Origin of the sequence: Arthrobacter sp. zg.Y820, from assembly GCF_030125555.1 — a bacterium.
Lineage (GTDB): Bacteria > Actinomycetota > Actinomycetes > Actinomycetales > Micrococcaceae > Arthrobacter_B.
This window is the reverse complement of the sequence record NZ_JASKLX010000001.1, coordinates 315505-340269: the sequence shown is the minus strand read 5'-3', so window position 1 is coordinate 340269 and position 24765 is coordinate 315505. Positions and strand designations below refer to the sequence as shown.

Annotated in this window: 23 protein-coding genes, 1 tRNA gene and 1 pseudogene; 5 read left to right on the top strand and 20 right to left on the bottom strand. The window is 66.8% G+C overall.

Annotation, left to right across the window (positions count from 1 at the left end):
• Positions 1–22 precede the first annotated feature (22 nt).
• From QNN99_RS01560 to QNN99_RS01550, 3 genes are all read right to left on the bottom strand, one after another.
• The gene (locus QNN99_RS01560) at positions 23–1021 is read right to left on the bottom strand and encodes an aldose 1-epimerase family protein (protein ID WP_229964660.1); all 999 of its coding nucleotides are present in this window, start codon (positions 1019–1021) and stop codon (positions 23–25) included.
• A 19-nt stretch (positions 1022–1040) separates the two neighbouring features.
• Complete coding sequence (locus QNN99_RS01555; RefSeq protein ID WP_229964659.1) at positions 1041–1763, bottom strand: ANTAR domain-containing protein; 723 nt, start codon at positions 1761–1763, stop codon at positions 1041–1043.
• Between the two features lie 223 nt (positions 1764–1986).
• The gene (locus QNN99_RS01550; RefSeq protein WP_229964658.1) at positions 1987–2835 is read right to left on the bottom strand and encodes a Bax inhibitor-1/YccA family protein; all 849 of its coding nucleotides are present in this window, start codon (positions 2833–2835) and stop codon (positions 1987–1989) included.
• Between the two features lie 341 nt (positions 2836–3176).
• Here QNN99_RS01550 and QNN99_RS01545 point away from each other — a divergent pair, with 341 nt between their 5' ends.
• The 4 genes from QNN99_RS01545 to QNN99_RS01530 are packed head-to-tail and all read left to right on the top strand — an operon-like array spanning position 3177 to position 7237.
• Positions 3177–4481 (top strand): branched-chain amino acid ABC transporter permease, encoded by a 1305-nt coding sequence (locus QNN99_RS01545; RefSeq protein WP_229965042.1) that lies wholly within the window; start codon positions 3177–3179, stop codon positions 4479–4481.
• A 13-nt stretch (positions 4482–4494) separates the two neighbouring features.
• Positions 4495–5475: a branched-chain amino acid ABC transporter permease gene (locus QNN99_RS01540; RefSeq protein WP_229964657.1), complete on the top strand. Its 981-nt coding sequence runs from the start codon at positions 4495–4497 to the stop codon at positions 5473–5475.
• Complete coding sequence (locus QNN99_RS01535) at positions 5472–6494, top strand: ABC transporter ATP-binding protein (protein ID WP_442860457.1); 1023 nt, start codon at positions 5472–5474, stop codon at positions 6492–6494. Before QNN99_RS01540 ends, QNN99_RS01535 begins: the two co-directional genes overlap by 4 nt.
• A complete protein-coding gene (locus tag QNN99_RS01530; RefSeq protein WP_229964656.1) occupies positions 6491–7237 on the top strand; it encodes an ABC transporter ATP-binding protein in 747 nt (248 codons plus the stop codon). The genes QNN99_RS01535 and QNN99_RS01530 overlap by 4 nt, the downstream gene beginning before the upstream one ends.
• Positions 7238–7316: 79 nt before the next feature.
• On the opposite strand, the gene QNN99_RS01525 is transcribed toward QNN99_RS01530, so the two are convergent.
• The 7 genes from QNN99_RS01525 to QNN99_RS01495 all read right to left on the bottom strand — a co-directional run bounded on the left by QNN99_RS01525 (position 7317) and on the right by QNN99_RS01495 (position 14188).
• Positions 7317–8714 (bottom strand): ABC transporter substrate-binding protein, encoded by a 1398-nt coding sequence (locus QNN99_RS01525; RefSeq protein ID WP_229964655.1) that lies wholly within the window; start codon positions 8712–8714, stop codon positions 7317–7319.
• A 170-nt stretch (positions 8715–8884) separates the two neighbouring features.
• Positions 8885–9268: a D-ribose pyranase gene (gene rbsD, locus QNN99_RS01520; RefSeq protein WP_229964654.1), complete on the bottom strand. Its 384-nt coding sequence runs from the start codon at positions 9266–9268 to the stop codon at positions 8885–8887.
• The gene (locus tag QNN99_RS01515) at positions 9265–10206 is read right to left on the bottom strand and encodes a substrate-binding domain-containing protein (RefSeq protein ID WP_229964653.1); all 942 of its coding nucleotides are present in this window, start codon (positions 10204–10206) and stop codon (positions 9265–9267) included. Before QNN99_RS01515 ends, rbsD begins: the two co-directional genes overlap by 4 nt.
• A 24-nt stretch (positions 10207–10230) precedes the next feature.
• Complete coding sequence (locus QNN99_RS01510) at positions 10231–11229, bottom strand: ABC transporter permease (RefSeq protein ID WP_229964652.1); 999 nt, start codon at positions 11227–11229, stop codon at positions 10231–10233.
• On the bottom strand, positions 11226–12776 hold the full coding sequence (locus tag QNN99_RS01505) for a sugar ABC transporter ATP-binding protein (RefSeq protein WP_229964651.1): 1551 nt from the start codon (positions 12774–12776) through the stop codon (positions 11226–11228). Before QNN99_RS01505 ends, QNN99_RS01510 begins: the two co-directional genes overlap by 4 nt.
• Positions 12773–13786, bottom strand: coding sequence for a LacI family DNA-binding transcriptional regulator (locus QNN99_RS01500; protein ID WP_229964650.1), 1014 nt, complete (start codon positions 13784–13786; stop codon positions 12773–12775). The genes QNN99_RS01505 and QNN99_RS01500 overlap by 4 nt, the downstream gene beginning before the upstream one ends.
• Positions 13787–13930: 144 nt before the next feature.
• On the bottom strand, positions 13931–14188 hold the full coding sequence (locus tag QNN99_RS01495; protein ID WP_229964649.1) for a hypothetical protein: 258 nt from the start codon (positions 14186–14188) through the stop codon (positions 13931–13933).
• Between the two features lie 232 nt (positions 14189–14420).
• On the opposite strand from QNN99_RS01495, the gene QNN99_RS01490 reads away from it, so the two are divergent.
• Entirely contained in the window at positions 14421–14723 is a 303-nt protein-coding gene (locus tag QNN99_RS01490; protein ID WP_229964648.1) for a DUF1059 domain-containing protein, read from the top strand.
• A 6-nt stretch (positions 14724–14729) separates the two neighbouring features.
• Here QNN99_RS01490 and QNN99_RS01485 read toward each other — a convergent pair.
• From QNN99_RS01485 to QNN99_RS01445, 10 genes and pseudogenes are all read right to left on the bottom strand, one after another.
• Positions 14730–14805 (bottom strand) — tRNA-Leu (locus tag QNN99_RS01485).
• A gap of 120 nt (positions 14806–14925) precedes the next feature.
• Positions 14926–16311, bottom strand: a complete 1386-nt coding sequence (locus tag QNN99_RS01480; RefSeq protein WP_229964647.1) for an NAD(P)/FAD-dependent oxidoreductase — start codon at positions 16309–16311, stop codon at positions 14926–14928.
• Between the two features lie 31 nt (positions 16312–16342).
• Positions 16343–17752, bottom strand: coding sequence for a S8 family serine peptidase (locus QNN99_RS01475; protein WP_229964646.1), 1410 nt, complete (start codon positions 17750–17752; stop codon positions 16343–16345).
• Positions 17749–18693, bottom strand: coding sequence for a Ppx/GppA phosphatase family protein (locus tag QNN99_RS17465; protein ID WP_229965040.1), 945 nt, complete (start codon positions 18691–18693; stop codon positions 17749–17751). The genes QNN99_RS01475 and QNN99_RS17465 overlap by 4 nt, the downstream gene beginning before the upstream one ends.
• Before the next feature lie 165 nt (positions 18694–18858).
• A pseudogene (locus tag QNN99_RS17460) lies at positions 18859–19428 on the bottom strand (DUF501 domain-containing protein); the annotation flags it as partial.
• A 123-nt stretch (positions 19429–19551) separates the two neighbouring features.
• Entirely contained in the window at positions 19552–20370 is an 819-nt protein-coding gene (locus tag QNN99_RS01465; RefSeq protein WP_229964645.1) for an FtsB family cell division protein, read from the bottom strand.
• A gap of 197 nt (positions 20371–20567) precedes the next feature.
• Positions 20568–21851: a phosphopyruvate hydratase gene (gene eno / locus QNN99_RS01460; RefSeq protein ID WP_229964644.1), complete on the bottom strand. Its 1284-nt coding sequence runs from the start codon at positions 21849–21851 to the stop codon at positions 20568–20570.
• A gap of 170 nt (positions 21852–22021) precedes the next feature.
• Positions 22022–22714, bottom strand: coding sequence for a MazG nucleotide pyrophosphohydrolase domain-containing protein (locus QNN99_RS01455; protein WP_331461752.1), 693 nt, complete (start codon positions 22712–22714; stop codon positions 22022–22024).
• Complete coding sequence (locus tag QNN99_RS01450) at positions 22707–23870, bottom strand: adenosine deaminase (protein WP_229964643.1); 1164 nt, start codon at positions 23868–23870, stop codon at positions 22707–22709. The genes QNN99_RS01455 and QNN99_RS01450 overlap by 8 nt, the downstream gene beginning before the upstream one ends.
• Before the next feature lie 44 nt (positions 23871–23914).
• The gene (locus QNN99_RS01445; protein ID WP_229965038.1) at positions 23915–24601 is read right to left on the bottom strand and encodes a DedA family protein; all 687 of its coding nucleotides are present in this window, start codon (positions 24599–24601) and stop codon (positions 23915–23917) included.
• Between the last annotated feature and the right edge of the window lie 164 nt (positions 24602–24765).

The window sequence follows — 24765 nt, the reverse complement described above, 5'->3', positions numbered from 1 at the left end:
TCACTGGCTGCGGTTCCCACCTTTACGCGAAGCCGGCGGCCGGGCTGCCGGCCGGCCTTTCCGGGCGGATTCCCCACTCTGCGGCGAAGGCTGTTCCGGGCTCCAGCCAGCGCAGCCCCTCCCCGGAGTTGAGGGCATTGGCTGGGGCGGTCATCGGCTCCAGGGCGACAGCGCAGGCGCGTCCCGGAAGCTTGTCGGTCACGAAAACGTGGACATAGCCGAACTCCGGACCGCTCCACAGCAGCACCCGCCTGCCGTCGGGCGCCTCGAGGCGGTGCCGGAACTCGCCGTCCTGCAGGTCCAGCCCGGTGTAGGCGGCGTCCAGCTTGAGCTCGGAAATCCTGCGGCCGGCCCGGAGGTCGTTCGGTCCGTCGGCGGGTTCCCGGCCCGACGGGATCAGCCGCTCGTCGGCGGTCAGCCGGGTGTTTCCCGAAACGGTCAGTGTCAGGTCCTCCACCGGCACCGATCCGATCCGCAGGAACGGATGCGCGCCGAGGGCAAACGGTGCCCGACTGCCGCCCACATTTGTCAGGCCCTGCCGCACGCGCAGACCGCCGTCGTCGTCCAGGCTGTAGGTGACCTGGTGAACCAGGTGGAACGGATATCCGTGCTGGGGGAAAATCTCAGCCTTCAGGGTGACGCTGCTGCCGGGCAGGTGGCTGCCGGCAGCAGCGTCACCCGGATCGGCCCGAACGTATCCGGTATTGCGAAGCAGCCCGTGGCTGGCGTTGCCCCGCGAGGGCTCGGTGATGTCCAGTTGCTGGATGCGGCCGCCCAAAAGCCATTTCCCGCCGGCCACCCGGTTGGGCCACGGCGCCAACAGGATGCCGCACGCCGACGGCGGCAGGTCCGTGTCGGGGTAGGTCTCCACGAAGTCGGTGCCGCCCACCGAGTAGCTGCGCAGCGCTCCGGCGAGCGACGCGATGCGTGCTTCCGCGCGGCCGCCGGGGGTGTTGCGGGTGATCTGAAACTGGGTGCCGGTGGCGGGGACAGCCGCCGGATCCGTGCCGGTAGCGCTCATTGCACCAGCCTACAGCCGCTCACTCCTCGAAGTGCGTACTCACCCGGTCGGAGACCACGGCAACCACTCCGGCCGCCACCTCACGGACCTTGACGTTGCGGCTGTTGGAGACGCTGCGCAGAATCTCCACGGCCCGCTGCTGGCTGCAGTTGTTCTGCCCCATGATGATTCCGGCTGCGAGATCCACTACGGTCCGTGATTCCAGGGCGGCCTGCAGGTTGTGGGCCCGATGCGCCTGCGTGTCCAGGCGCAGGGCCAGGGCCAGCGGCGCGGCCAGATCGGCCGCCGCACGTTCGACCCCGCGCACGGCCTCCGGGCCGAAGGCTCCGGGACGGGAGGAATAGCAGGTCAGCACGGCGGCCGCCGGTTCAAGCCCCGGCACCGGCACGGCGGCTACGGCGGCCACATCCTGTTCCCGGGCCGCGCTCCGGAAGCCAAACCACCGGTTTTCCGTAGCCAGATCGCGGACCACTGCCGAACCTCCGCCCGCCAGGACGACGCCGGCCGGGTCATCCCCCCGCGAACCACCCTGCAGCGCCACGAAGCGCTCCGCACTGCCGGCCTGCGCCGGTTGCCGCCGCGGCCGCACGACCATCAGGGACGTACCCGCCACATCCCAGCCGCCCAGGTGCCCGGCGACCAGGACGGCGAGGGCACTGAGAAATTCCTCCAAGTCCGGATGCTGCAGCAGCAGGTCCTGGAGCCGCAGCGGCAACGCGGCAGTATCCGCCGAGTCGTCCACGTCCGCCCCCTTCCGCCGTTCCCGGGACCTGCCGGTCCAGCCGCTCCCGGAGGAAACAGCCCCGGCGGATCGGCCCGTCCCGGATCCTACGGTCCCGGGAAAGGCAGGCACAGAGTGGTTGGGGGAAAAGAGGCTTAAACAGAAAAGAGGCCGGCAGGATAAATTCCTGCCGGCCTCTGTTCCCGGGGCACGCCCGACCACTGGTCAGGGCGCCCCCAACGCGCTAGTCGTCGCCGCGAAGAATGGCGAGGATGCGGATGATTTCCACGTACAGCCAAACCAGTGTCACGGTCAGGCCGAAGGCAGCGGTCCAGGAGTAGCGCTGGGGAGCGCCGGCCTTCACACCCTGCTCAATGGAGGTGAAGTCCATGATCAGCGAGAAGGCGGCCAGGCCGACGGCCAGGAGGCCGATCAGGACGCCCAGCGGAATACCCATGATCGTGATTGAATCGCGGGCACCGAACATGCTGTCGGTGGCGCCGAAGATCATCAGGCCCATGTTCACCAGTGAGAATACGGCGTAGCCGATCATCGCGATCATGAAGAAGCGCATGGCCTTGGGAGTGGCGCGGACCTTGCCGTTGCGGAACAGCACCAGGGTCACGGCGAAGACGGACAGCGTGCCGAGCACGGCCTGCAGTCCGATGCCCGGGTACAGGTTGTCCAGCACCAGGGTCAGCCCGCCGAGGAACAGACCCTCAAGCGCTGCATAGGCCAGGATCAGGGCCGGAGCGGGCTCGCGCTTGAACGAGTTCACCAGGCCGAGCACGAAACCGCCGAGCGCACCGACGATCATCAGCGGCGCCGCGGCGCCGGGGATCAGGATCATCGGGACAGCTGCGCCGATGAGGACGACCGCTAGGCAGGCCAGGGTCTTCATGATGACGTCGTCGTACGTCATGCGTCCGGTCAGCGCCGGACCCGCCGAAGGAGCGGTGTAGAGCTCCTGCAGCTGCTGCGGGGTCATCGAAGTCTGGTCCTGCGTCGCCAGGGAACCTCGGTTCATCCTGCTGCCCTGAACCTGGGAGTTGAAATTCTTGCCGTTAAAGACCGGATTACCGCCGAGTGCCATTCAATGTCCTCCATCTGGGGGCTGTTTACCTAGAGCCTACCAATGTCAACGGCGGACGGGGGCGGGAGATTCCCAGGGAACCACCGCTGCCGGTAACAGTTTGGCATAGCCCGCCTGTCGAGAGCCCGCGGAACTGGCGGATCAAGTCGTTACCCGATCGCGACATGCGCCGGATGGGATTGGTCACTGCCTGAAACATTCACTGGGTAGCATAATCCCCAATCGGTGACATCAGTCACAATCAGATCCGCCTAAGGCCTGGGAATTTTTCGGTGCCCGCGGCCGTGGCGTGGAGGTTTTGGAACTTGCTAAGAACATCGGCGCTGACCCGGTATTTGGGGATGCTGGCAGCGGTGGCGGCGATGTTCGCTGCCCTGCTGCTCGCTTCCCCTGCCGCTCATGCAACAACAGCGACACCCTCAGCCCCGCCGTCGGGCAGTGCATCGGCCCCCGCCGCGGACGGTGCCGAATTCAGCGACCGCATCAGCGGCGTGGTGCGGAACGAGGGCGTCCCGGTGGAAGGGGTCCGGATCACGGCCAGCGGCAACGGCTACGAAGCGGAAACGGTAACCGGAGCCAACGGTTCCTGGTCCATCGGCGTTCCCGAACAGGGCGCCTTCGAAGTGGAACTGGACGAATCCTCGCTGCCGGAGGGTGTCGCCCTGGCCGAGGGACAGGAGAACCCGCGCACTGTCACCTTTGCCGGCACCTCCAACATCACCACGCTGTTCCTGCTCGGCGAGGGCATCGTCCTGCAGCAGGAGAGCTTCGCCTCGATCCTGACTGAACGCACCATTGCGGGCCTGAGCTTCGGCCTGCTCCTGGCGCTGAGCGCCGTCGGGCTCTCCCTCATCTTCGGCACCACAGGCCTGACCAACTTTGCCCACGGCGAGATGGTCACCCTCGGCGCCGTCCTGGCTTTCGGCTTTGCGGCGATGGGAATGCCGGCCTGGATTGCCCTGCCGCTGGCGGTGGTCGGAGGCGGCGCCTTCGGCTACGTCCAAGACGCCGGACTCTGGAAACCGCTGCGGCGCCGCGGCACCGGCCTGGTGCCGATGATGATCGTGAGCATCGGTCTGGCGGTTGCCGTGCGCTACATCATCCTGTTCTTCTTTGGCGGAGGCACGCAGCAGCTGCCGGGCGCCCAGAGCCCGCTGCTGGAGCTGGGTCCGGTGTCCATTCCGCGGAACACCCTGATTTCCCTGTTTGTCAGCCTGGCCGTCATTCTGCTCGTGGCCGTGCTGCTGCTGCGGACCCGCATCGGCAAGGCAACCCGCGCCGTCTCGGATAATCCGGCGCTGGCCGCTGCCTCCGGCATCGATGTGGACCGCGTCATTCGGATTGTCTGGGTCCTCGGCGGGGCCCTCGCGGCCATGGGCGGCATCCTCTGGGCCTACTACCGGCCCGGCGTCTCCTTCAACATGGGCCAGCAGATCCTGCTGCTGATCTTTGCCGGCGTCACGCTCGGCGGACTCGGTACGGTGTACGGCGCGCTGATTGGCTCCGTCATCGTGGGTCTTTTCGTGGAAATCTCCACAATCTGGCTGGAGGCGGACCTCAAATACGTGGGTGCACTGGTCATCATGATTCTTGTCCTCCTCGTCCGGCCGCAGGGGATCCTCGGCCGCCGCGAGCGCATAGGTTAGGGGCTTAGCTCAGATGGACTTCGTTAATATTCTTCTCGGTGCACTCAACGAGATCATCAGCCCCACCACGGCGGCCTACGCACTTGCCGCCCTCGGGCTGGCCGTGCATTTCGGCTACACCGGGCTGCTGAACTTCGGACAGGCCGGGTTCATGGCGATGGGCGCCTACGGCTTCGCCATCCCGATTCTGTCCTTCAACGCACCGCTGCCGGTGGCACTGCTGATTGCCCTGGCGGGGTCCGCGATTTTCGCGGTGATCCTGGGCATCCCGACACTGCGGCTCCGGGCCGACTACCTGGCCATCGTGACCATTGCCGCAGCGGAGATCATCCGCTACATCGTGACCACCAACGGCATGACGTCGATCACCGGATCGGCGAACGGCCTGGCGGCCTTCACCGGAGACTTCTACGGCCTGAACCCGGTTCCTCCGGGCAGCTACAACCTGGGCCCCTTCGCCATGAACGAGCGGGACGTCTGGGTTCGGATTGTCGCCTGGACCCTCGTCATCGTGGCCTGCCTCCTGGTGTGGATGCTGATCCGCAGCCCCTGGGGGCGCGTGGTCAAGGGCATCCGCGAGGATGAAAACGCCGTCCGGGCCCTGGGCAAGAACGTGTACGCGTACAAAATGCAGGCCCTGATCATCGGTGGCCTGCTCGGCTCCCTGGCCGGCATTATCTTCACCCTCCCCCGGGATGCGGTGCAGCCGGCCAACTACGGGACCGAGCTGACCTTCTACCTCTACACCGCACTGCTCCTGGGCGGCATGTCCACCGTGCTGGGCCCGGTCATCGGCGCCATGATCTTCTGGGTCATCCTCTCCGTGACGCAGGGCCTGCTGTACGGCGCCATCGAAGCCGGGTACATCACTTTCATAACCACTTCCCAGGCAGGACAGGTGCGCTACATCCTTGTTGGTGTGGCACTGATGCTGCTGATGATCTTCAGGCCCCAGGGCATCCTGGGCAACAAGAAGGAGCTGGCGTTCGCATGAGTTCCCAGTCAGACGAACCCGGGCAGGGCGCCCGCGCGACGGGCGCGCATGCCGCGGCCCCCGACGATTACATGAACGACACCCGGCCCATAGCCGCCGACGACGCCGGACCGGGCTGCCGCAAGCGCGATCCGATCCTGGTGGCCAGGAACGTCACCCGGACCTACGGCGGCATCAATGCCGTTGACGTCAAGCACGTGGAGATCCCGCGGAACAAGATCACGGCCCTGATCGGTCCCAACGGCGCCGGCAAGACCACCCTGTTCAATCTCCTGACCGGCTTCGACACTCCGCAGTCCGGTGACTGGCAGTTCGAAGGCCGCGATCTGGCCGGAGTATCCGCGTACAAGGTGGCCCGGATGGGCATGGTCCGCACGTTCCAGCTGACCAAGGTCATGGGCAAGCTCACCGTCATCGAAAACATGCGGCTCGGCGCTTCCTCCCAACCGGGCGAGTCCCTCTGGCGGGCGTTCCTGCCGCCGCTCTGGCGGGGCCGGGAACGCGAAATCACCGAGCAGGCCGACGTGCTGCTGGCCAAGTTCAAGCTGGACACCAAGCGCAGCGACTATGCGGCGTCGCTCTCCGGCGGCCAGCGCAAGCTGCTGGAAATGGCCCGGGCCCTGATGGTCCGGCCCAAACTGGTGATGCTGGATGAACCGATGGCCGGGGTCAACCCGGCACTGACGCAGTCCCTGCTGGACCACATCAAGAACCTCAAGGCCGAAGGCATGACCGTCCTGTTCGTGGAACACGACATGCACATGGTCCGGCACATTGCCGACTGGGTGATTGTCATGGCCGAAGGCAAGGTGGTGGCCGAGGGCCCGCCGAGTGAGGTCATGAAGGACCAGGCCGTCATCGACGCCTATCTGGGTGCCCATCACGACGTCGACCTCGGCGATTCGGAAGGTTTTGAAAAGCTCGAGGCCCAGCTGGAGCACGATCCGGAGTCCTCCGTGGGCACCGAACCTGACGGCGCGGTCGGCAGGCACATCGATGAACGGAAGGAACAGGCATGACTGCCGAGGCATTCGAGGGCGATTCCGTCGTCAAAGTGACCGATTTGGTGGCCGGATACCTTCCGGGCGTAAACATCCTCAACGGCTGCAGCATCGAAGCCCGCCGCGGCGAGCTGATCGGCATTATCGGACCCAACGGCGCCGGAAAATCGACCCTGCTCAAGGCAATGTTCGGCCTGGTGAAGGTGCACTCCGGGACCGTTGTGGTCCGCGGACAGGACATCACCGGGCTGAAGGCCAACAAGCTGGTCAGCCGCGGCGTGGGCTTCGTCCCGCAGAACAACAACGTGTTCCCGTCCCTGACCATCGAGGAGAACCTGCAGATGGGCCTGTTCCAGGCGCCGAAGCGGTTCAAGGAGCGTTTCGACTTTGTGGCGGACCTGTTTCCCGAGCTGCGCACGCGGCGCGCCCAGCGTGCGGGGTCGCTGTCCGGCGGGGAGCGCCAGATGGTGGCCATGGGCCGGGCACTCATGATGGAGCCGGCGGTGCTGCTGCTGGACGAACCCTCTGCCGGGCTCTCCCCCGTGAAGCAGGATGAAGCGTTCCTGCGGGTCCATGAGATCAACCGGGCGGGGGTTTCCGTGATCATGGTGGAGCAGAATGCGCGCCGCTGCCTGCAGATCTGTGACCGCGCCTACGTCTTGGACCAGGGCCGCGACGCCTACACGGGCACCGGCCGTGACCTGATGAAGGACCCGAAGGTCATCCAGCTCTATCTGGGGACCCTGGCGGACACCGCGTAGGCGTTCACCGCCCGGCACCAACGGAACAGCCCCCGCCGTCGGCGGGGGCTGTTCCGTTGGTGCGGTGTTTTGCCGCGGGTTAGAGCTTGCCCTCTTCGGAGCGGCTCGGAACCGGCTTGTTGTCGGCGTCGTACTGGTAGATGCCGATGAAAGCCTCCGTCGGGTCACCGTTCTCGTCGAAGGTCACCGGGCCGGAGTAACCGTCGTAGTCGATGTCCCCTCCGCCGCGCAGGATGGTCACGCAGCCTGCGTAGTCAAAGCACTTCTCGCCCTCTGCCGAAACACCCTGCAGTTCGGCGGCCATGGCCTTGCCGTCGGTGCTGCCTGCCGCCTCTGAGGCCAGGGCCAGCATGGTCACGGCGTCGTAGCTTTCACCGGCGTAGGCCCAGTCCTTCAGGGCCGGGTCCAGCTTCAGCAGTGATTCCTTGAAGTTGTCCGAGGCAAACGGGCCCGGGATGGTTCCCTGGGCTCCTTCGAGCGTGCCCGCTTCGAGGTCCTTGCTGTAGTCGGAGGTGTTGCCGTCCACGAGGAACAGCTGGGTGGGATCGATGCCCTTGGCGGTCAGCAGCGGAACAATGCTCTTGGCCTGTTCGAAGCTGATGACAACAATGGCGTCGGGCTTGGCAGCCACAACCTCGTCCACCTGGCTGCTGAACTGGGATTCACCCTCATTGAACATTTCTTCCGCAACGATCTGGCCGCCGGCGGCCTCAACCGAGCCTCGAATGTTGCTCGCCAGGCCGGTGCCGTAGGCATCGTTCAGGACGATCATGCCGACGGTCTGCGCCCCGCAGGTCATGACGTAGTTGCCGAGGGTCCGCCCCTGCAGCACGTCCGAGGGAGCGGTCCGCCAGAACAGGCCGTCGTCGTCCCAGTCGGTGAAGTCCGGGGAGGTGTTGGCCGGCGAGAACTGGATGACGCCGGCTCCGGTGATCTGTCCGATGACGGTCTTGGAAACACCCGAGGACGCCGCTCCGACAATGCCGCTGACACCCTGGCTCAGCAGATCGGTGACGGACTGGGTGGCAATGTCAGTGGTAGTGTCGCCGGAATCCCGGTGCACAACCTCCATCGGCTGGCCCAGGACACCGCCGGCCGCGTTTACTTCTTCGACAGCCAGGTTCACGCCGGCGATCTCGGGCGGGCCGAGGAACGCCAGGGCACCCGTGGTGGGAAGCAGCGAACCGATCTTCAACGGCGACGCCGTCGTGCCGGTGGAAGCGGGCACTGCCGCGGGGTCACCCTTGGTCCCCGGGTCTTCGCCCTTGCCGCCTTCATTGGGCGGGCAGCTGACCGCTGAGGAAGCGGCAGCAGATGCGGTTGCGGATTCCGATCCGGTGGACTCGGCAGAGGGTGCGTTCTCTCCGCCGCAGGCTGTTGCGAACATTGCCAGGCCGAGCCCGAGCGCCGCGATTTTCGCCGCCCGGCTATATCCGTCTCCCAGGCCAAGGCGACTCGTGGTGCGTAGTGCAGTCATAGATTTTTCTCCCCGATCGAAAGGCGGAGGCCTTTGATGCCGTTTTCAGGTATTCCTGATGAGAAGAAAGCTAGTTGAATAATGAGTCAAACATAAGAGTTTAGGGTTACGTCCTTGTAACTCTCGTCACATAGTGCCGCTTTACCACTTGCCCGGGACACGGACGCGGGTTAGAAGGTCACTCCGCTGCGCAACATGACGTTGGCATAGGGCGTGGCCTCTCCCGTCCGCACGATCAGCCGCACGGACGGGAGCAGCGCCTTGAACTCCTCATGGGTCACCGTTTCGGGCTGAAGCCCGGCCTGAGCCAGCAGGCTGTCAACGGCGGTGCCGCCGGCCTCCTCAGCCATGATCGCCCCTTCGACCTCGATTTCGTCCAGCAGTGCGCCCAGCACATCGGAAAAGGAAGGGATGCCCTGGACCAGGGCCAGGTCGACGGCAGGGACACCGTCGGGAATCGGCAGGCCGCAGTCAGCGACCACTACCAGGTGCCCGTGTCCGAGCCTGCCGATTGCGGCGTTCAGGGGTGCGTTGAGGATGCCGGTTTTTTTCACGAGACGAAGTCAGCCACGTTTTCGGTGGTCACTGTGGTGACCGGCACCGGAATGCTGGATTCCACGGTTTCGCCGTCCAGCAGCTGGGCCAGGACCTCCACGGACCGCTTGCCCAGTTCGGCGGGCTGCTGGGCAATGGTGGCGGTCATGGTGCCGTCCTGGACTGCCTTGAAACCGCCCTCGGTGCCGTCAAAGCCGACCACGCTGACGTCGGAACCGGCACGGTTGCCCAGCGCCTGGATGGCGCCCAGTGCCATTTCATCGTTTTCGGCGAAGATGCCCGTGACGCCGGAATGGGCCTGCAGCAGGTTGGTGGCCACGTTCAGCGCTTCGGCGCGGTCGAAGTTCGCCGTCTGCTGTGCCGCCACCTTGATGCCGGGGTAGGCCTTGAGCCCCTCGGCGAAGCCGGCGCCGCGGTCGCGGCTGGCCGAGGTTCCGGCCACTCCCTGGAGGATGATGATTTCGCCCTCGCCGCCCATGGCCTTGGCCAGCTCGTCGGCCGCCTGGCGTCCGCCGGCCTTGTTGTCGCTGGAAACCAGGGACTGGATCTCCGCGCCGTTCACCGTGCGGTCCACGGCCACAATCGGGGTTTCGGCGCTCAGCAGCGGGCTGACGGAGGCGGCGGCTGCATCGGAATCGACGGGGTTGATGATGACGCCTTCGGTTCCGGACGTGGCTGCGGTGGCCAGCTGGTTGGTCTGGGTGGCGGAATCGTTCTGGGCGTCCAGGACCTCGAGGTCCAGGCCGGCGGCTTCGGCCGCTGACTGCGCGCCGTCGCGCAGTTCAACGAAGAAGGGATTGTTCAGGGTGGACACGGCCAGGGTGACGGTGCCCCCTGCCGCTGCGGCGTCGTCGCCGCGGTTGCAGGCGGTGGTGGCCAGCAGCAGTCCCAGGGATACGGTCACTGCCGCGGTCTTACGGGCGGAGGAGAACTTCATTGTTTTTTCCTTTTGTGGGGGTGGTTAGTGGGTGGAATTTTTCCGGCGCAGGGCGTCCGCGCCGACGGCGAGGGCGATCACCAGGCCGATGACGACCTGCTGCCAGAAGGAGGAGACGTTCAGCAGGTTCAGGCCGTTGCGGATCACCACAAGGACGAGGGCGCCGATGAGGGTGCCGCTGATGCGCCCGACGCCGCCGGCCAGCGAGGCCCCGCCAATGACGACGGCGGCAATCGCGTCCAGCTCATAGCCGGACGCGGCCTGGGGCTGGGCCGAATCAAGACGTCCGGAGAGCAGGAGTCCGGCCAGCGCGGCGAAGAGCCCGGACAGCGCGAAGACGGTGACCAGCACCCGGCGGACCGGGATGCCGGAAAGGCGGGCCGCTTCGGTGTTGCCGCCCACCGCGTACATGTAGCGGCCGATCACCGTGTAGTTCAGGATCAGGGCAGCGGCGATGCCGGCGATCACCAGGACCACGATGGGCATCGGAATGGGACCCACATTTCCGCCCAGGAAGGACACCTCGGGGGCGGTGGCGATGGGCCGGCCGTCGGAGAGGACCAGGGTGAGGCCGCGGGCGACGCTGAGCATGGCCAGGGTGGCAATGAAGGACGGCAGCCGGCCGTAGGCAACGGCGAAGCCGCTGACGGCGCCGCTCAGGGTTCCGATCAGCAGTCCGCCGGCCAGCGCCAGCCAGCCGGGGAGGTTGCCCTGCGTGAACATCCACGCCGAACCCATGGCGGACAGGGCCGCCACCGAACCCACCGAGAGGTCGATGCCGGCGGCCACGATCACGAAGGTCATGCCGAAGGCCAGGACGGCAATCACCGAAGCCTGAATGCCGATGTTCAGCAGGTTCGGGCCGGTCAGGAAGTCGGGCGTGGCAATAAAGAGCGCCAGGCCCAGGACCACGAGGCCCACCAGCGCCCCGTTGTCCGCCAGGAACTTCTTAACCCGCGCCCCGGTGTCCGGTGCCTGCTTCCGCGTGGCCTTTTCCGGTGTCTGCACCGCTGCGTTGTTCATGATCCGTCCTTCATCAGTTGGTCTTCCAAATCACGCTGTATGTCGCGCACCGCCAGCGACATCACGGCGTCCTGTGTGGCTTCGCCGGCGTCGAGTTCACCGGCTATGTGACCGCCGCTCATCACCAGGATGCGGTCACTCATGCCCAGCACCTCCGGTAGTTCGCTGGACACCATGACGACGGCGCCGCCGGCTGCGGTGATTGCGTTGATCAGTTCGTAGATCTCCACCTTGGCGCCCACATCGACGCCCCGGGTCGGTTCGTCCAGCAGCAGCACGGTTGATCCGGCCACGATCCAGCGGGCAAAAACCGCCTTCTGCTGGTTGCCGCCGGAGAGTGATCCCACCGCCTGGTCCAGGCTGTGCATGCGGATCCGCAGCCGGTCCGCCACCTCCTGGGCACGTTTGCGCTGGCCGGCGAAGTCCACCACGCCGGCCTTTGCCGTGGCGGCGAGGGTGGCGTAGCCGATGTTGTCGTTGACTGCCGCCCCGAGCACCAGGCCCTGCACCTTGCGGTCCTCGGGCACGTGGCCGAGGCCGGCGCGGATGGCCGCTCCGATGTCGGCCTTGGGCAGCTGTTTTCCGCGAACGGTGACCGTTCCGGAGGTATAGGAGTCCGCGCCGGCGATGGCACGCACCACCTCGGTCCGGCCCGCGCCCATCAGCCCGGCCAGGGAGACGACTTCCCCGGCCGCAACCGAGAACGACACGTCGTGGATCAAGCCCTTCATTGACAGCCCCTGCACCTGCAGCAGCGTCTGCGCCGGACCGGTGAATTCACGCCGGCGGGGGAACTGCTGGTCGATGTCCCGTCCCACCATCAGGCGGACCAGCTCATCTTCGTGCGTATCGGCGGGGACCTCGGCGATGAACTTGCCGTCCCGGAGCACGGACACCGAGTCCCCGATCGCGGCGATTTCGTCCAGGTGGTGGGAAATGAACACCATGCCCACACCCTTCCGGCGCAGGTCCTCGACGACGGAGAACAGGGAGGCGATTTCGCGGTTGGTCAGCGCCGCCGTCGGCTCGTCAAGAATCAGCATCCGGGCGTTCAGGCTCAGGGCCTTGGCGATTTCCACCAACTGCTGCCGGGCGATGCCCAGCTCCCCCACCGGCTGGTCCAGGTCCACGTCGAGGCCGATCAGGTCCAGCGCCGCCCGGGCCTGAGCCTTCATGGCGCGGCGGTCCACCAGCCCGTATTTGCGCGGCATCCGGCCCAGGCAGATGTTCTCGGCCACGCTCATGGACCCCACCAGGTTCAGTTCCTGGTGGATGGTGGCGATGCCGTGGGCTTCGGCAGCCTTGGTGTCCGGCAGGGAAACCGGCTTGCCGTCCACGAGGATCCGGCCGCCGTCGGGCTGGTAGACCCCGGACATCATCTTGATCAGGGTGGATTTGCCGGCACCGTTTTCGCCCAGGAGCACCTGGACCTTGCCCGGGCGCACGTTGACGGTGACGCCGTCGATCACCGTCACCGGGCCAAAGGACTTGCTGACGCCCTCAAGGGTCAGGATGGGATTCTCATTCAGGATGGGATTCTCTTTCATGCTGGGGTTCCTCCTGGAAGGGGCGGGGTCGAGCCGCGGATGATGAGCCTGCTCGGCAGCACCACGGAGGCCGGGGATTCCCCGGCGATTTCAGCGAGCAGCAGGTCAACGGCAAGCCGCCCCATGGCATGGACGTCGTGGGTTATGACGGTCAGCGCCGGGTTGAGCAGCGTGAAGGCTTCGATGTCGTCGTAGGCCACGAAGGCCAGGTCGGCTCCGATGGCCAGTCCGCGCTCGTTGCAGACGCCGACAGCGCCGATGCTCATCAGGCTGTCCGCGGCGAGCAGCGCCGTGGGCGGGACGGGAAGGTCCAGCAGCCGGCGTGCCCCGGCCGCACCGCTGGCGGACTGGAAGTCGCCGAGGAACACCAGGTCGCCGTCGTCGTCCGCCCCGGTTTCGGCGACGGCGCCGCGGTAGGCCTGCAGCCGCTCGCGTCCCGTGGACGTCGACTGGGGACCGGCAATGTAGCCGATCCGGCGGTGCCCCAGCTCGGTGAGGTGGCGGACGGCGTCGGCGATTCCGCTTCCGTTGTCGGCAGTGACGCTGGGAACCTTGGCGCCGTCAACCACGCGGTCCACGAACACCGTGGGCAGCTCGCCGGCCAGGAGGCCCACCAGGCTCCGGGCTTCGCCCTGGGGTGCGGCGATCAGGCCGTCCACGCGCTGGGAGAGCATGACGTCGAGGTAGCGCTCCTGCTGCTCCTGGCTTTCGTTGGCGTTGCCGAAGAGGGTGAGGTACTGAAATTCGCGGGCGCGCTGCTCGACGGCGTGGGCCAGGTCGGCAAAGAAGGGGTTGCGGATGTCGGGCAGCAGCAGGCCGATGGTCTGGGTGCTGGTCTTGCGCAGCGAGCGGGCCTGGGCGTTGGGGCGGAAGCCGAGCTCAGCGGCGGCATCGCGGACCGCCTGGCGGGCGTCTTCGGAGGTGGCGGAATGCCCGGACAGCACCCGGGAAGCCGTGGCTGCCGAGACGCCGGCCAGCCTCGCCACGTCCTTGATCGTCGTTGACCGCACTCTGCTCCCTACACCGTTGTGGAATCGATTCCATGGAATCGATTCCAAGTATGGTGCAGATCATGTGTGCCGTCAAACACGACGCTTCGTGCCTTGGGTTACAGGCCGGCGCGAGGGGGCGTCCGGGGAGGGTTTCGACGGAGGCTAGACGGGAATAACGTCCCACTCCGCGGCGCCGTCCCACTTGATGTACAGGTCCTTTGGCAGGGGCACTCCCCCGCGGTGGTACATGTGGAACTCCACGGCCTCGCCATCGGCCAGGTCCATTCCGGCGGGCAGGTTCTTGGTGTTCACGCCCACCCTGGATCCGTCAACAACCACGTGGCCAAGCACGTGTCCGCTGACGTTGCGCAGCAGATAGGTGTCTTCGGACGGATTTTCGATTCTCAGGGCATCGCTCATGACCGCTCCCGGCGCAGTGGGGGCGGCGTTCCCGTTTGTCCTGCTTATCCCTGCGGCACCGCCCGGATAAGGGTTCCGCGTTCCGTTTTATGCTATTGATTCATGCTACTGACGGGCCTCTGCGCGCCGGAACCCCGCAGTACCTCGAACACGCTCCGCGGCAATAACCCTTTGGGCAAATAAGTGCCCGCTTCGGCCCATCCGCCCTGGTCCCGCTCACCGAATAGCTCCCATGATCGAGCAGAGCCATCACCGTCAGATGGAGGACAGCCCGCTGAGGGAGTTCTCCGGCACCTACGGAGGCTTCTATCTGCTTCCCGGGGAAGCCTGGGGAGTTTCAGCGGCTGCCGACGGGACACCGCACGCGCGCTGCTGTTCCTGCAGCTGGGAGTACGACGTCGGCACGGAGGAGGAAGCCGTCCGGCTCGTCACCTCGCACCTGCGGGTGGCGCATCCCGATGAACCCGGAGTGGTGGACCCGGCGCAACGAACGGACGAGCGACGAGCGGACCCGGCGCAGCAGCCGGCCCGCTGACAACAGTGGTACCCCAGGTCGGACTCGAACCGACAACACATGGATTTTAAGTCCACTGCCTCTGCCATTGGGCTACTGGGGCGGAAGCGAAAAGCTTCTGCTCAAGCCTACTGGATCCCCGCCCCGCCGCAGAAACAACGACGGCAGCCCCTCCCCAAGGGGAGGAACCGCCGTCGTACGTGTTCTGCTGAAGCCGGAAGCGCTACTTGGCAGCTTCGGTCTTCTTGGCCGGCGTGGCGGCCGTCCGGAACCCCTCGCGCGGGTTGTTCAGGTTGCGCAGGGAGGTCAGGTCGCGGCCGTAGCTCACGTTCAGGAGCCAGCCGGAGACGACGCGGAACTTGCGCTCGAACATCGGCATGGCCAGGCCGTGGTAGCCGCGGTGTGCCAGCCAGGCCGGGAAGCCCTTGAGGCCGAAGCCCATGATGTTGGCAACGCCCTTGTACTGGCCCAGGCCGGCAACGGCGCCGAGGCTCTTGTGGTTGTATTCCTCAACGCTGCCGATGCCGTAGCGGGCGGCCAGGAGGTTCTTGGCCAGCAGCTTCGCCTGGCGGACGGCGTGCTGGGCGTTCGGAACGCAGAACCCGCCGACCCCGCCGCCGGACAGGTCGGGAACGGCGGAGACGTCGCCGGCGGCCCAGGCGCCGTCGAGGGGGCCGTTCTCGCCGGTGATGCGCAGTTCGGCGTTGGCGCGGACGCGGCCGCGCTCGTCGATCGGGAAGTCAGTGGCGCGGACCATCGGGTTGGCCTGCACGCCGGCGGTCCAAATCAGGGTATCCGCACCGAACTCGCCGGCCGGGGACTTGTCAGCCATGTTGATCAGCTTGAGCACGCCGTTCTCGGCGGACGCCAGCGAGGTGTTCAGCAGGACTTCGATGCCGCGCTCACGCATGCTGGCAACAACCCACTCGGCCTGGTCCGGCTTGACCTCGGGCATGACGCGGCCCATGGCCTCGATCAGGACGAAGCGGAGGTCTTCGCGGCGCAGGCGGTCGTTGATCCGGACGGCATCGCGGGCCATGTCTTCGAGCTCGGTCAGGGTTTCGATGCCGGCAAAGCCGCCGCCGACGACGACGAAGGTCAGGGCGCGGTCGCGCTCCGGGCCAGCGGGCATGAGCGATGCGGATTCGATGCGCTCAAGCACGTGGTTGCGGGTCGCCATTGCTTCTTCGATGCTCTTCATGCCGATGCCGGCCTCGGCGAGGCCCGGGATCGGGAAGGTGCGGGTGATCGAGCCGGCGGCCAGGACAACATCCTGGTAGGGCAGCTCGAACGGCTCGCCGCCGTCGCCCGGCTCAATGGTGGCGGTGCGGGCAGCGTGGTTGATGGAAGTGACCTTGCCGGTGATCAGCTCGGTGTTCTTCAGGTGCATGCGGTGGGACACGACGGCGTCGCGGGCCTCGATCGTGCCGGCGGCCACTTCGGGAAGGAAGGGCTGGTACGTCATGTAGGGCAGCGGATCGACAACCGTGACGATCCCGCCCTCATCCTTGACCTTCTTCTGGAGGTTTTTCGCTACATAGAGACCTACGTAGCCACCGCCAACTACCAGGACGCGGGGACGGTCTGAAAACTGTGTCGTAGATGCCATGCCCTCATCCTACCCGAGTTTGTGAAAACCTTCACGAGAGATTGGAGTGTTTCAGCTGACCGGTTTCGGTGTCCTCGGCAACAGCATCTTGCCCCGTGTCGTCCCCCGTCCGGCGACGCGCGCGAACCACCGCTGCAGTGCCTGCGGCGGTGACTCCCAGCAGCAGTCCGCCGAAGCCCAGGACCAGCGCTGCGGGCAGCGGATCGAACCCCCTGTCCGGCGGCAGCGCCACCGGAACCGTGGGCTCCGGCAGGTCCGGTTCCTGCGGCTCGACGGCAACCGGAGCATCGGAGGCCGGCGCTGTGGAGGCATCGCGGCGGTGGATCCGGATCCAGTCCGCAATGTTGCCCAGCGGGTTCGCCGCGACGGAGGGAACATCGGCGGTCAGGGCCGCGCCGGCATCCAGGATGCCGTAGCCGTACAGGGTGTCCTGTCCCGGCGCGCCGGCCTCGCGGGTGGTGCTGATGATCCGGTTAATGACGTCTGCGGCGCTGAGGTCGGGATAGGCGGATCGGATCAGGGCCGCGGTTCCCGCTACCAGGGGCGCAGCGCCGGAAGTTCCGCTCCAGTCCGCGTACCGGATCGCCTCGCCGGGCAGGCCCCCCACCAGGTTTTCCGCCGGGGCGGCAACGCCGATGCTGATTCCTTCGGAGGAGGAATACCGGCTCGCTTCACCGTTCCGGTCGACACCGGCCACGGTCAGCACACCGGGGATGGTGGCCGGGGCTCCCACTTGCACCATGCCGACGCTGCGGTTGCCGGCGGCGACCACGACCACAACGTCCTGCTGCTCGGCGTACAGGAAGGCTGAGTCCCAGCTCTCCGGCCAGGATGTGGAGGAGCTGCCCAGCGACATGTTGATTACCTGGGCTCCGTTGTCCACGGCCCACCGGATGGCGTCCGGTATCTGGTCCTCGATGGGGATGCCGGCCGGGTTGTCGGGTCCGATCCAGGCGGAGACCGCCAGCAGCTCGGCTTTGGGTGCCACGCCGATGATGCCCTCGGATTTGGCGGGCGCCGGGGGCTTGGCCGTCTCTTTAGTCCTGCTCGTCGGGCTCGGGTCCGGCGCAACGTCAGGGGCGTGGCCGCGCCCTGCCAGCAGTGTCGCCACCAGGGTGCCGTGGGACGGGTTGTTGCCCAGTCCCCGGCTGCCGGCCGGGTCCCCGGCACCGGAGACGTCGGTGCCGCCGGTGACGGCTCCCGCCAGATCCGGATGGGTGGGATCGATTCCGGTATCGATCACCGCGACCTTGACGCCTGCGCCCTGGCTCACCTTCCAAGCCTCGTCGAACCCGGAGTCAGCGAGCCAGTACTGCTTGTCGCGCCATTCGTCGGCGGAGGCCGGGGCAGCCGGAAGCAGGGTCAGCGCGAGCAGCGCCGCCAGCAGGACCGCGTGGATCCTTCTCCGTGGCAGCCCGGGAACCGCCGACGGATCCGTCACCGCGCTACGCTCAGAGCTATGCCGTCCAGGATGTCGTGCTCGCTGGTCACTGCGGAGGAGACCGCCCCGTCGGTGAGTTCCGCGACCCGGTCCACGATCGTCTGCCAAATCAGCGCACCGGCGCCGATCACGTCCACGCGGCCCGGATGCATGTACGGCAGTGCCGCACGGGCATCCCGGTCCATGTGCAGCAGCTCCGAAGCGGCGTGGTCTATCCGGGCGGTGTCGAGCTCGGTGCCGTGGATGGCACTGGGTGAGTACTCGGGCAGGTGCAGGGCGTGGGCCGTCACCGTGGTGATCGTCCCGGCCACGCCCACCAGGCGGTCGGCTTCGGCCAGCGGCACAGTGGTCAGAACCTGCGCGATCATGTCCAGGACGTCACCGCGGGCAAGGGCGATCTGCGCCTCGGTTGGCGGATTGGAGGTGAGGTGCCGTTCGGTGTACCGGACGCAGCCCATGTCGGTGCTCTTGGCCGCCAGTACGCCCTCGGAGGTGCCCAGCACAAACTCGGTGCTGCCGCCGCCGAGGTCCACCACCAGGGTCTTGGAGCCGTTGCTTCCGCCCAGGACGCTGGTGGCTCCGGCGAAGGACAGCGCTGCCTCTTCGTCGCCGCTGATGACTTCGGGCTCAACGCCCAGCCGCTCCCGGATGCCGTCAACGAACTCGGCGCGGTTTTCGGCGTCGCGGCTGGCCGAGGTGGCGACGAAGCGGATCCGCTCGGCTCCGTGCTCCCGGATCAGGGCGGCGTACTCGTCGGCGGCCTCGAAGGTCCGTTCCAAGGCCTCGGGGGCCAGGCGGCCGGTGGCGTCCACACCCTGTCCGAGCCGGTTGACCCGCATCAGGCGGACGACGTCGGTCAGCCGGGGCGGGCCGTCCTGCGCCACGTCGGCAATCAGCAGGCGGATGGAGTTGGTGCCGCAGTCGACGGCGGCAACCCGCACCGTTGAAGCAGCACTCTGGTTCTGCACTTCACTCTGGTCCGGCACTTCGTCCCCCTGCTGGTCGGTGTCGGCCGCGTCAGCGGTGTTGGCCTCGGCTTTGGCGGACTCGCGGCGGGCGGCGCGCTTGGCGTCCAGCTCCTCCGCGGAGAGACCCTGGGTTTTGGTGTGCCGGCTCAGATCACGGCTCGGCACCGCACTTGCGGTGTCCCACGCGCCCTCACAGTAACAGCGATCGCGGGTCCACCAGGGGGAAATGCGGTCCAGGGCTTCATCACCCAGCGGGTTGACTCCGGGACCTGCGGCCAGAGAGTGGCCCACGAGGACGTGGAGGCACTTCACCCGGGTGGGCATCCCGCCGGCGGAGACGCCGTCGATCTCGGGAACGGGGCCGACGCCGGTGCGGGCACCGATGTCGTTCCGCACCTGAAGGTACGCCTCGTGCGCTGCCCGGTAACGGGCGGCGAGCTCGGGGTCCTGTTCCAGCCGCTCGGTCATTTCGTTCATGACGCCGGCGGCTTCGAGCCGGGAGACTGCGGCAGTGATGACCGGGTGCGCCAAATAGTAGGTGGTGGGAAAGGGAATGCCGTTGCTGAGGCGCGGTGCCGTGGTGGCCACGAGGGGGTTGCCGCAGACGCAGCGCGCGCCGATTTCCACGACGTCGCGCGCCGGCCTGCCGAGCTGACGGCTCAGTGTCTCCAAGTCTTCGGAGGTGGGGGTGAGCTGCTGCTGGGTCATGCCGGAGGTTCCTTCCTGGGGGCCTGGACGAGGCCCGGGCTATTAATGTCTGCGTTTCTAAGATTACTGTGCGCAGAACGACGCCGGGGCCGCCGCCGCGGCGGCCCCGCGCCGGCAGCGGGCCTACTGCGCCGCAGCCGACCGCTTCACGGAGTCCCAGAGGGCGTCGACCCACTGCAGGTCTTCCGTTTCCTCCTGCGCCTCCTGCGCGGCGTTTTCCACTCCGTGCTCCCCCTTGACGAGGTAGCGGGTCTCCCCCGGCATCACCAGGAAGATGCGTTCCCGGGCCTGCTGCTTTATGTAGTTGGGGTCCTCCCAGCGGCCCAGCTGCGTTTCCAGGTTGCGGGCCGTCACCTTCTCACTGGCGATTTCCGCCTCCAGCGCGGAAATTTCCGAGCGCTGATGCAGATAAGTGCTCACCGACGGTGCCAGCAGCACCGTTACGACCAAGGTCACCATGGCCAGGACCAGGAGGCGGCCGGAAAAGGCCTTTGCCGGAACCGGGCGCAGGTCATCGGAGACTTCGTCTGCGCCCGCTCCGGACAACACTGCCGGAGCCTGTGCCAGGGACCGCCGCCGGAACCTGCCGGCAGCGGCCGCCTTCGCGGTTGTGGCCTTGGCTGCGGCGTCGTCGGCTTTCGTGCCCGAGAGCTTCCCGGCCGCTGCTTTTGTGGGAGCAGGTTTGGCCGGCGCTGCCTTGGCCCGAGGCGTTTTCTCCGCGGCGGCTTTGGCCGGGGCACCCGGAGCAGGGGCACGTTTCGCGGCACCCGATCCGGCGCCGCGGGCTCCGTCCACCGGCTTCGTGGCACTGATGGTGTCCGGATCAGCAGCAGGGCTCCGTCGCCGCTCCGGCCGGCTCCCGCCGGAGCCGGAGACGGTCTCGGCCGCGGCGCCGTCCCCCGCTGAACCTGCTTTGGGGACTTTCGGACGTCGGGTGGGCATGGAACTCCTTGATTCAAAACAACCTGGCGGAACGGCAAAAGAACAACAGCTAAACCCACCGCTCAAAACGAACAGTGATTCAAACACAGGGGTCTAAACGACACAGTGGTTAGACGACACAGTGCCTTAAACGACACAGTGGCTTAAACACAGCTGGTGGGCACCCTCATTAACGAGGGTACCCACCAGCAGCAGGCTTACTCTGCCGTGAAACGCGGGAACGCGCTGCGTCCTGCGTAACGTGCGGCGTCGTCGAGCTCTTCCTCGATGCGCAGCAGCTGGTTGTACTTCGCTACGCGCTCGGAGCGGGCCGGGGCGCCGGTCTTGATCTGGCCGGCGTTGGTGGCCACGCAGATGTCGGCGATGGTGGTGTCCTCGGTTTCGCCGGAGCGGTGCGAGGTGATGGTGGTGTAGCCGGCGCGCTGGGCCATGGTGATGGCATCCAGGGTTTCGGACAGGGTGCCGATCTGGTTGACCTTGACCAGCAGGGAGTTCGCGGCGTTGTTCTTGATGCCGGTCTCGAGGCGGACCGGGTTGGTGACGAACAGGTCGTCACCCACGATCTGCACCTTGTCGCCGATGGACGCGGTCAGCGTCTTCCAGCCGTCCCAGTCTTCCTCATCCAGCGGGTCCTCGATGGAAACCAGCGGGTAGTCCCGGACCAGTTCCTCGTAGTACGCGGACATTTCCGCAGCGGAGCGGTTGGTGCCTTCGAACAGGTAGGAGCCGTCCTTGTAGAACTCGGAGGCGGCAACGTCCAGGGCGAGGGCGATGTCGGCGCCGGGGGTGTAGCCGGCACGCGTGATGGCCTCGAGGATCAGGTCCAGGGCGGCACGGTTGGACGGCAGGTTCGGGGCGAAACCGCCCTCGTCGCCGAGTCCGGTGGACAGGCCCTTTTCCTTCAGGACGGCCTTGAGGTTGTGGTAGACCTCAACTCCCCAGCGCAGGCCCTCGGAGTAGGTCTGTGCGCCCAGGGGAACAATCATGAACTCCTGGATGTCGACGTCGGAGTCGGCGTGCGAACCGCCGTTGAGGATGTTCATCAGCGGGACCGGCAGGACGTGCGCGTTGGGTCCGCCGAGGTAGCGGTACAGCGGCAGCGCCGCTGATTCGGCGGCGGCGCGTGCCACGGCCAGGGAGACGCCCAGCATGGCGTTGGCGCCCAGGTTGGACTTGTTCTCGGTTCCGTCCAGGTCAATCATCGCCTGGTCGATGGCACGCTGGTCGGCGGCGTCGAAGCCCAGCAGGGCCGGCTGGATCTGCTCGATGACCGCTTCAACGGCCTGCAGCACGCCCTTGCCCTGGTAGCGGGTCTTTTCGCCGTCGCGGCGTTCGTTGGCTTCGAAGGCGCCGGTCGAGGCGCCGGAGGGGACCGCGGCGCGGCCGAACGTGTCATCATCAAGCAGAACCTCCACCTCAATGGTGGGGTTTCCACGGGAATCCAGGATTTCGCGGGCGTGAATGGCATCGATGATTGCCATGGGAATGCTCCTGTTCGTTGGAACGCTAGGGGTAACTACAGCGGCAGGCAATGAGCCAAGCTCCGCTGTCTGGTTCCAGACTAGTTGAAACCCGCGCCGTAGTAAGGCCCTGCACCGCCATAATGGCCCTGCGGTAGGCTCCGCAGCCGCCTGCAGGGCTCCCGGCCCGGCTAGGCGCCGGCGGTGAAACGGCGGACCGCGGACCGCAGCGCGGCTTCGGCATCCAGCCCCTGGGCCTGCGCCTGGCGCACGACGGCGAACAGGTGATCTCCCAGCTCTTCCTCACCGTGCCACGGCGGCAGCGGCCGGTTCGCCGGGTCCGCTGCAGGTACCGGAATCCCGGCGCGGCGGGCCCGGTCCTGGGCTTTCGCGGCCAGCAGGAGGGCCGGAAGCCCGGCGGGGATGCCGTCGAAGGGTGAGGTTCTCCCTGGTTTTTCCTGCTTCTTCACGTCGTCCCAGGCGCGTTCGATTTCGGCTGGATCGTCGGTGGTGCTTTCCCGGACGGAGCCGTCGGGGGCGAAGACATGCGGATTGCGCCGAATCATTTTGGCCGTTAGCGAATCCACCACGTCGCCGATGCCAAAGTGGCCGGATTCTTCCTGAAGCCGGGCGTGCAGCAGCACCTGGAACAGGACGTCGCCGAGCTCCCCCGCCAGCTCCTGCGCGTCTTCCGGCCCGGTGTGGCCGGTTTCCACGGCCTCGGCCACCTCGTAGGCCTCCTCGATGAGATATTCCAGGAGGGACTCATGGGTGAGCGCGGCCGTCCAGGGACAGCGCTCCCGCAGGACAGCGATGACCTCGGCCAGCCGGGTGAACCGCTGGCCGAGGTCATCGCCGGAAGTGCCGGGGGCCGAATCAGCCACGGAGCTGGTTGAAGCCTTCAGTGACGTAGGCGGCCAGGGCGTCGCGCTCCTCCAGTGGCAGGAACGCGGCGTCGACCGCGTTCATGGTGAGTTCGAGGATGTCGTCGAGGTCATAGTTGAAGGTGTCCGCGAGCAGTTCGAACTCGCCGGTGAGCGTAACACCGCTCATCAGCCGGTTGTCGGTGTTCACCGTGACCTGGAAACCGGTCTGGTAGAGCAGGTCGATCGGATGGGATTCGATGTCCCCGCCGAAGGAGGCGATGGCACCGGTCTGCAGGTTGGACGAGGGGCAGATTTCCAGCGGAATGCCGCGGTCCCGGACCCATCCGGCCACCTGGCCGATGGTCACCATGCCCACGGCGCTGTCGTCCCCGGCACCGGCCGGACTGTCTTCGGCGTCCTCGTTGTCGAACTCAACATTGATGTCCTCGGCGATGCGCACGCCGTGACCCAGGCGCAGCGCCCGGCCGTGGACCAGTGCGTCCCGGATGCTGTCCACTCCGGCGGCTTCGCCGGCGTGCACGGTGACCGGGAACTGGTTTTCGGCCAAGTAGGTGAATGCCTCGCTGAAACGCGAGGCCGGAAAGCCGTCTTCCGCGCCGGCGATGTCAAAGCCGGAGGCACCGTTGTGGCGGTGCCGGACGGCCAGCTCTGCGATTTCCATGGCACGGTCGGCGTGGCGCATGGCCGTGATGAGCTGCCCCACCTGGATCAGGCGGCCGCCCGCTTCCACGGCGTCCACACCGGCGTCCAGGCCCTCCTGGACGGCTTCCACGGCTTCGTCCAGGCTCAGGCCGCCCTGCAGGTGCTGCTCGGGTGCCCAGCGGATCTCGGCGTAGACAACGCCGTCGTCGGCCAGATCCTCCACGAACTCGCGTGCCACCCGGGACAGGCCTTCGCGGGTCTGCATCACGGCAATGGTGTGGTCAAAGGTTTCCAGATAGCGCGGCAGCGAACCTGAATCCGCGGACTCGCGGAACCACTCACCGAGTGCAACCGGGTCCGTGGAGGGAAGCTCGTGGCCAACCTCCGCGGCAAGTTCGATGATGGTGGCAGGGCGCAGGCCGCCGTCGAGGTGGTCGTGCAGCGAGACCTTGGGCAGGCTGCGGATGTCGAGGTGCGGGTCAGAGGCGGGAAGCAAAATAGGCTCAGTCACGCTGCCAACTCTACGTGAGCTGCGGCACTCGTTGGTGCGCGTGCCTAGGGCGTTTCGTTCGGCACCCGCTGCGCGGCTTCCTCAGCGGGGAGCTCTGCGTCTCCGGGGCGCGCTGCGTCTTTGGGGGTCTTCAGCGGCGTGGGGCCGCGAAGCTTGGTGATGAGCCGGTCAATGACCAGCCCGAGGACCATTGCGACGGCGATCGCGACCACGACGCCCAGGAGATGGTTGTCCTCGAACCAGGAACCGGCAAGCGCGCCGATGGCAACGCTGTAGGCTGCCCAGACCAAGGCCGACATGGTGGTCAGACTGACGAACAACCGGCGGGGGAAGCCGGTGGCGCCGGCGGTCAGGTTGACGACCACGCGTCCGATCGGAATGAAGCGGGCAATCAGGATCAGCGACACGGCCCGCTTGTCCAGTTCCTTGCGGGCCCACACGAAGCCTCGCTGCATCCGCGGTCCGCGCATCCAGCGGTACCGTTCGGTGCCGATCCGCCGTCCCATCAGGTAGGCCAGGTTGTCGCCCAGAAAGGCTCCGCCGGCCGCTGCCGCTGCCACCAGCCACAGGTTGGGGCCGGCTCCGGTGGCCACCAGCGCCGACAGTCCCACTACCAGGGATTCGCTGGGAACCGGCGGAAAGAAGCCGTCGATCAGGCAGAACGCGAATAATGCGAAGTAAACCCACGGCTCATCGGCGGAGGTCAGGATGAAATTGTTGACACTGTCCACTGCGGCGCTCAGCACGTCCAGTCGGCTCCCTCGGATTGGTCTCTGGTATCTATAACGATGCCATCAACTCATTGGTGCCCGCCAACCCCGCGCCGCCGCCCGCCCGCCCGCCCGGGCCAGGGCAGGGCGGGCAGGCGGGGGGGCAGGGCGGGGCGGCGGGCGGC

Bases quoted from the DNA above. Each gene is read 5' to 3' on its own strand.
- QNN99_RS01465 (WP_229964645.1), bottom strand. From the start codon at position 20,370: ATGCCCACCCGACGTCCGAAAGTCCCCAAAGCAGGTTCAGCGGGGGAC.
- QNN99_RS01545 (WP_229965042.1), top strand. From the start codon at position 3,177: ATGCTGGCAGCGGTGGCGGCGATGTTCGCTGCCCTGCTGCTCGCTTCC.
- QNN99_RS01550 (WP_229964658.1), bottom strand. From the start codon at position 2,835: ATGGCACTCGGCGGTAATCCGGTCTTTAACGGCAAGAATTTCAACTCC.
- QNN99_RS01505 (WP_229964651.1), bottom strand. From the start codon at position 12,776: ATGAAAGAGAATCCCATCCTGAATGAGAATCCCATCCTGACCCTTGAG.
- QNN99_RS01530 (WP_229964656.1), top strand. From the start codon at position 6,491: ATGACTGCCGAGGCATTCGAGGGCGATTCCGTCGTCAAAGTGACCGAT.
- QNN99_RS01480 (WP_229964647.1), bottom strand. From the start codon at position 16,311: ATGGCATCTACGACACAGTTTTCAGACCGTCCCCGCGTCCTGGTAGTT.
- QNN99_RS01560 (WP_229964660.1), bottom strand. From the start codon at position 1,021: ATGAGCGCTACCGGCACGGATCCGGCGGCTGTCCCCGCCACCGGCACC.
- QNN99_RS01540 (WP_229964657.1), top strand. From the start codon at position 4,495: ATGGACTTCGTTAATATTCTTCTCGGTGCACTCAACGAGATCATCAGC.
- QNN99_RS01515 (WP_229964653.1), bottom strand. From the start codon at position 10,206: ATGAAGTTCTCCTCCGCCCGTAAGACCGCGGCAGTGACCGTATCCCTG.
- QNN99_RS01495 (WP_229964649.1), bottom strand. From the start codon at position 14,188: ATGAGCGATGCCCTGAGAATCGAAAATCCGTCCGAAGACACCTATCTG.
- QNN99_RS01535 (WP_442860457.1), top strand. From the start codon at position 5,472: ATGAGTTCCCAGTCAGACGAACCCGGGCAGGGCGCCCGCGCGACGGGC.
- QNN99_RS01510 (WP_229964652.1), bottom strand. From the start codon at position 11,229: ATGAACAACGCAGCGGTGCAGACACCGGAAAAGGCCACGCGGAAGCAG.
- QNN99_RS01525 (WP_229964655.1), bottom strand. From the start codon at position 8,714: ATGACTGCACTACGCACCACGAGTCGCCTTGGCCTGGGAGACGGATAT.
- QNN99_RS01490 (WP_229964648.1), top strand. From the start codon at position 14,421: ATGATCGAGCAGAGCCATCACCGTCAGATGGAGGACAGCCCGCTGAGG.
- eno (WP_229964644.1), bottom strand. From the start codon at position 21,851: ATGGCAATCATCGATGCCATTCACGCCCGCGAAATCCTGGATTCCCGT.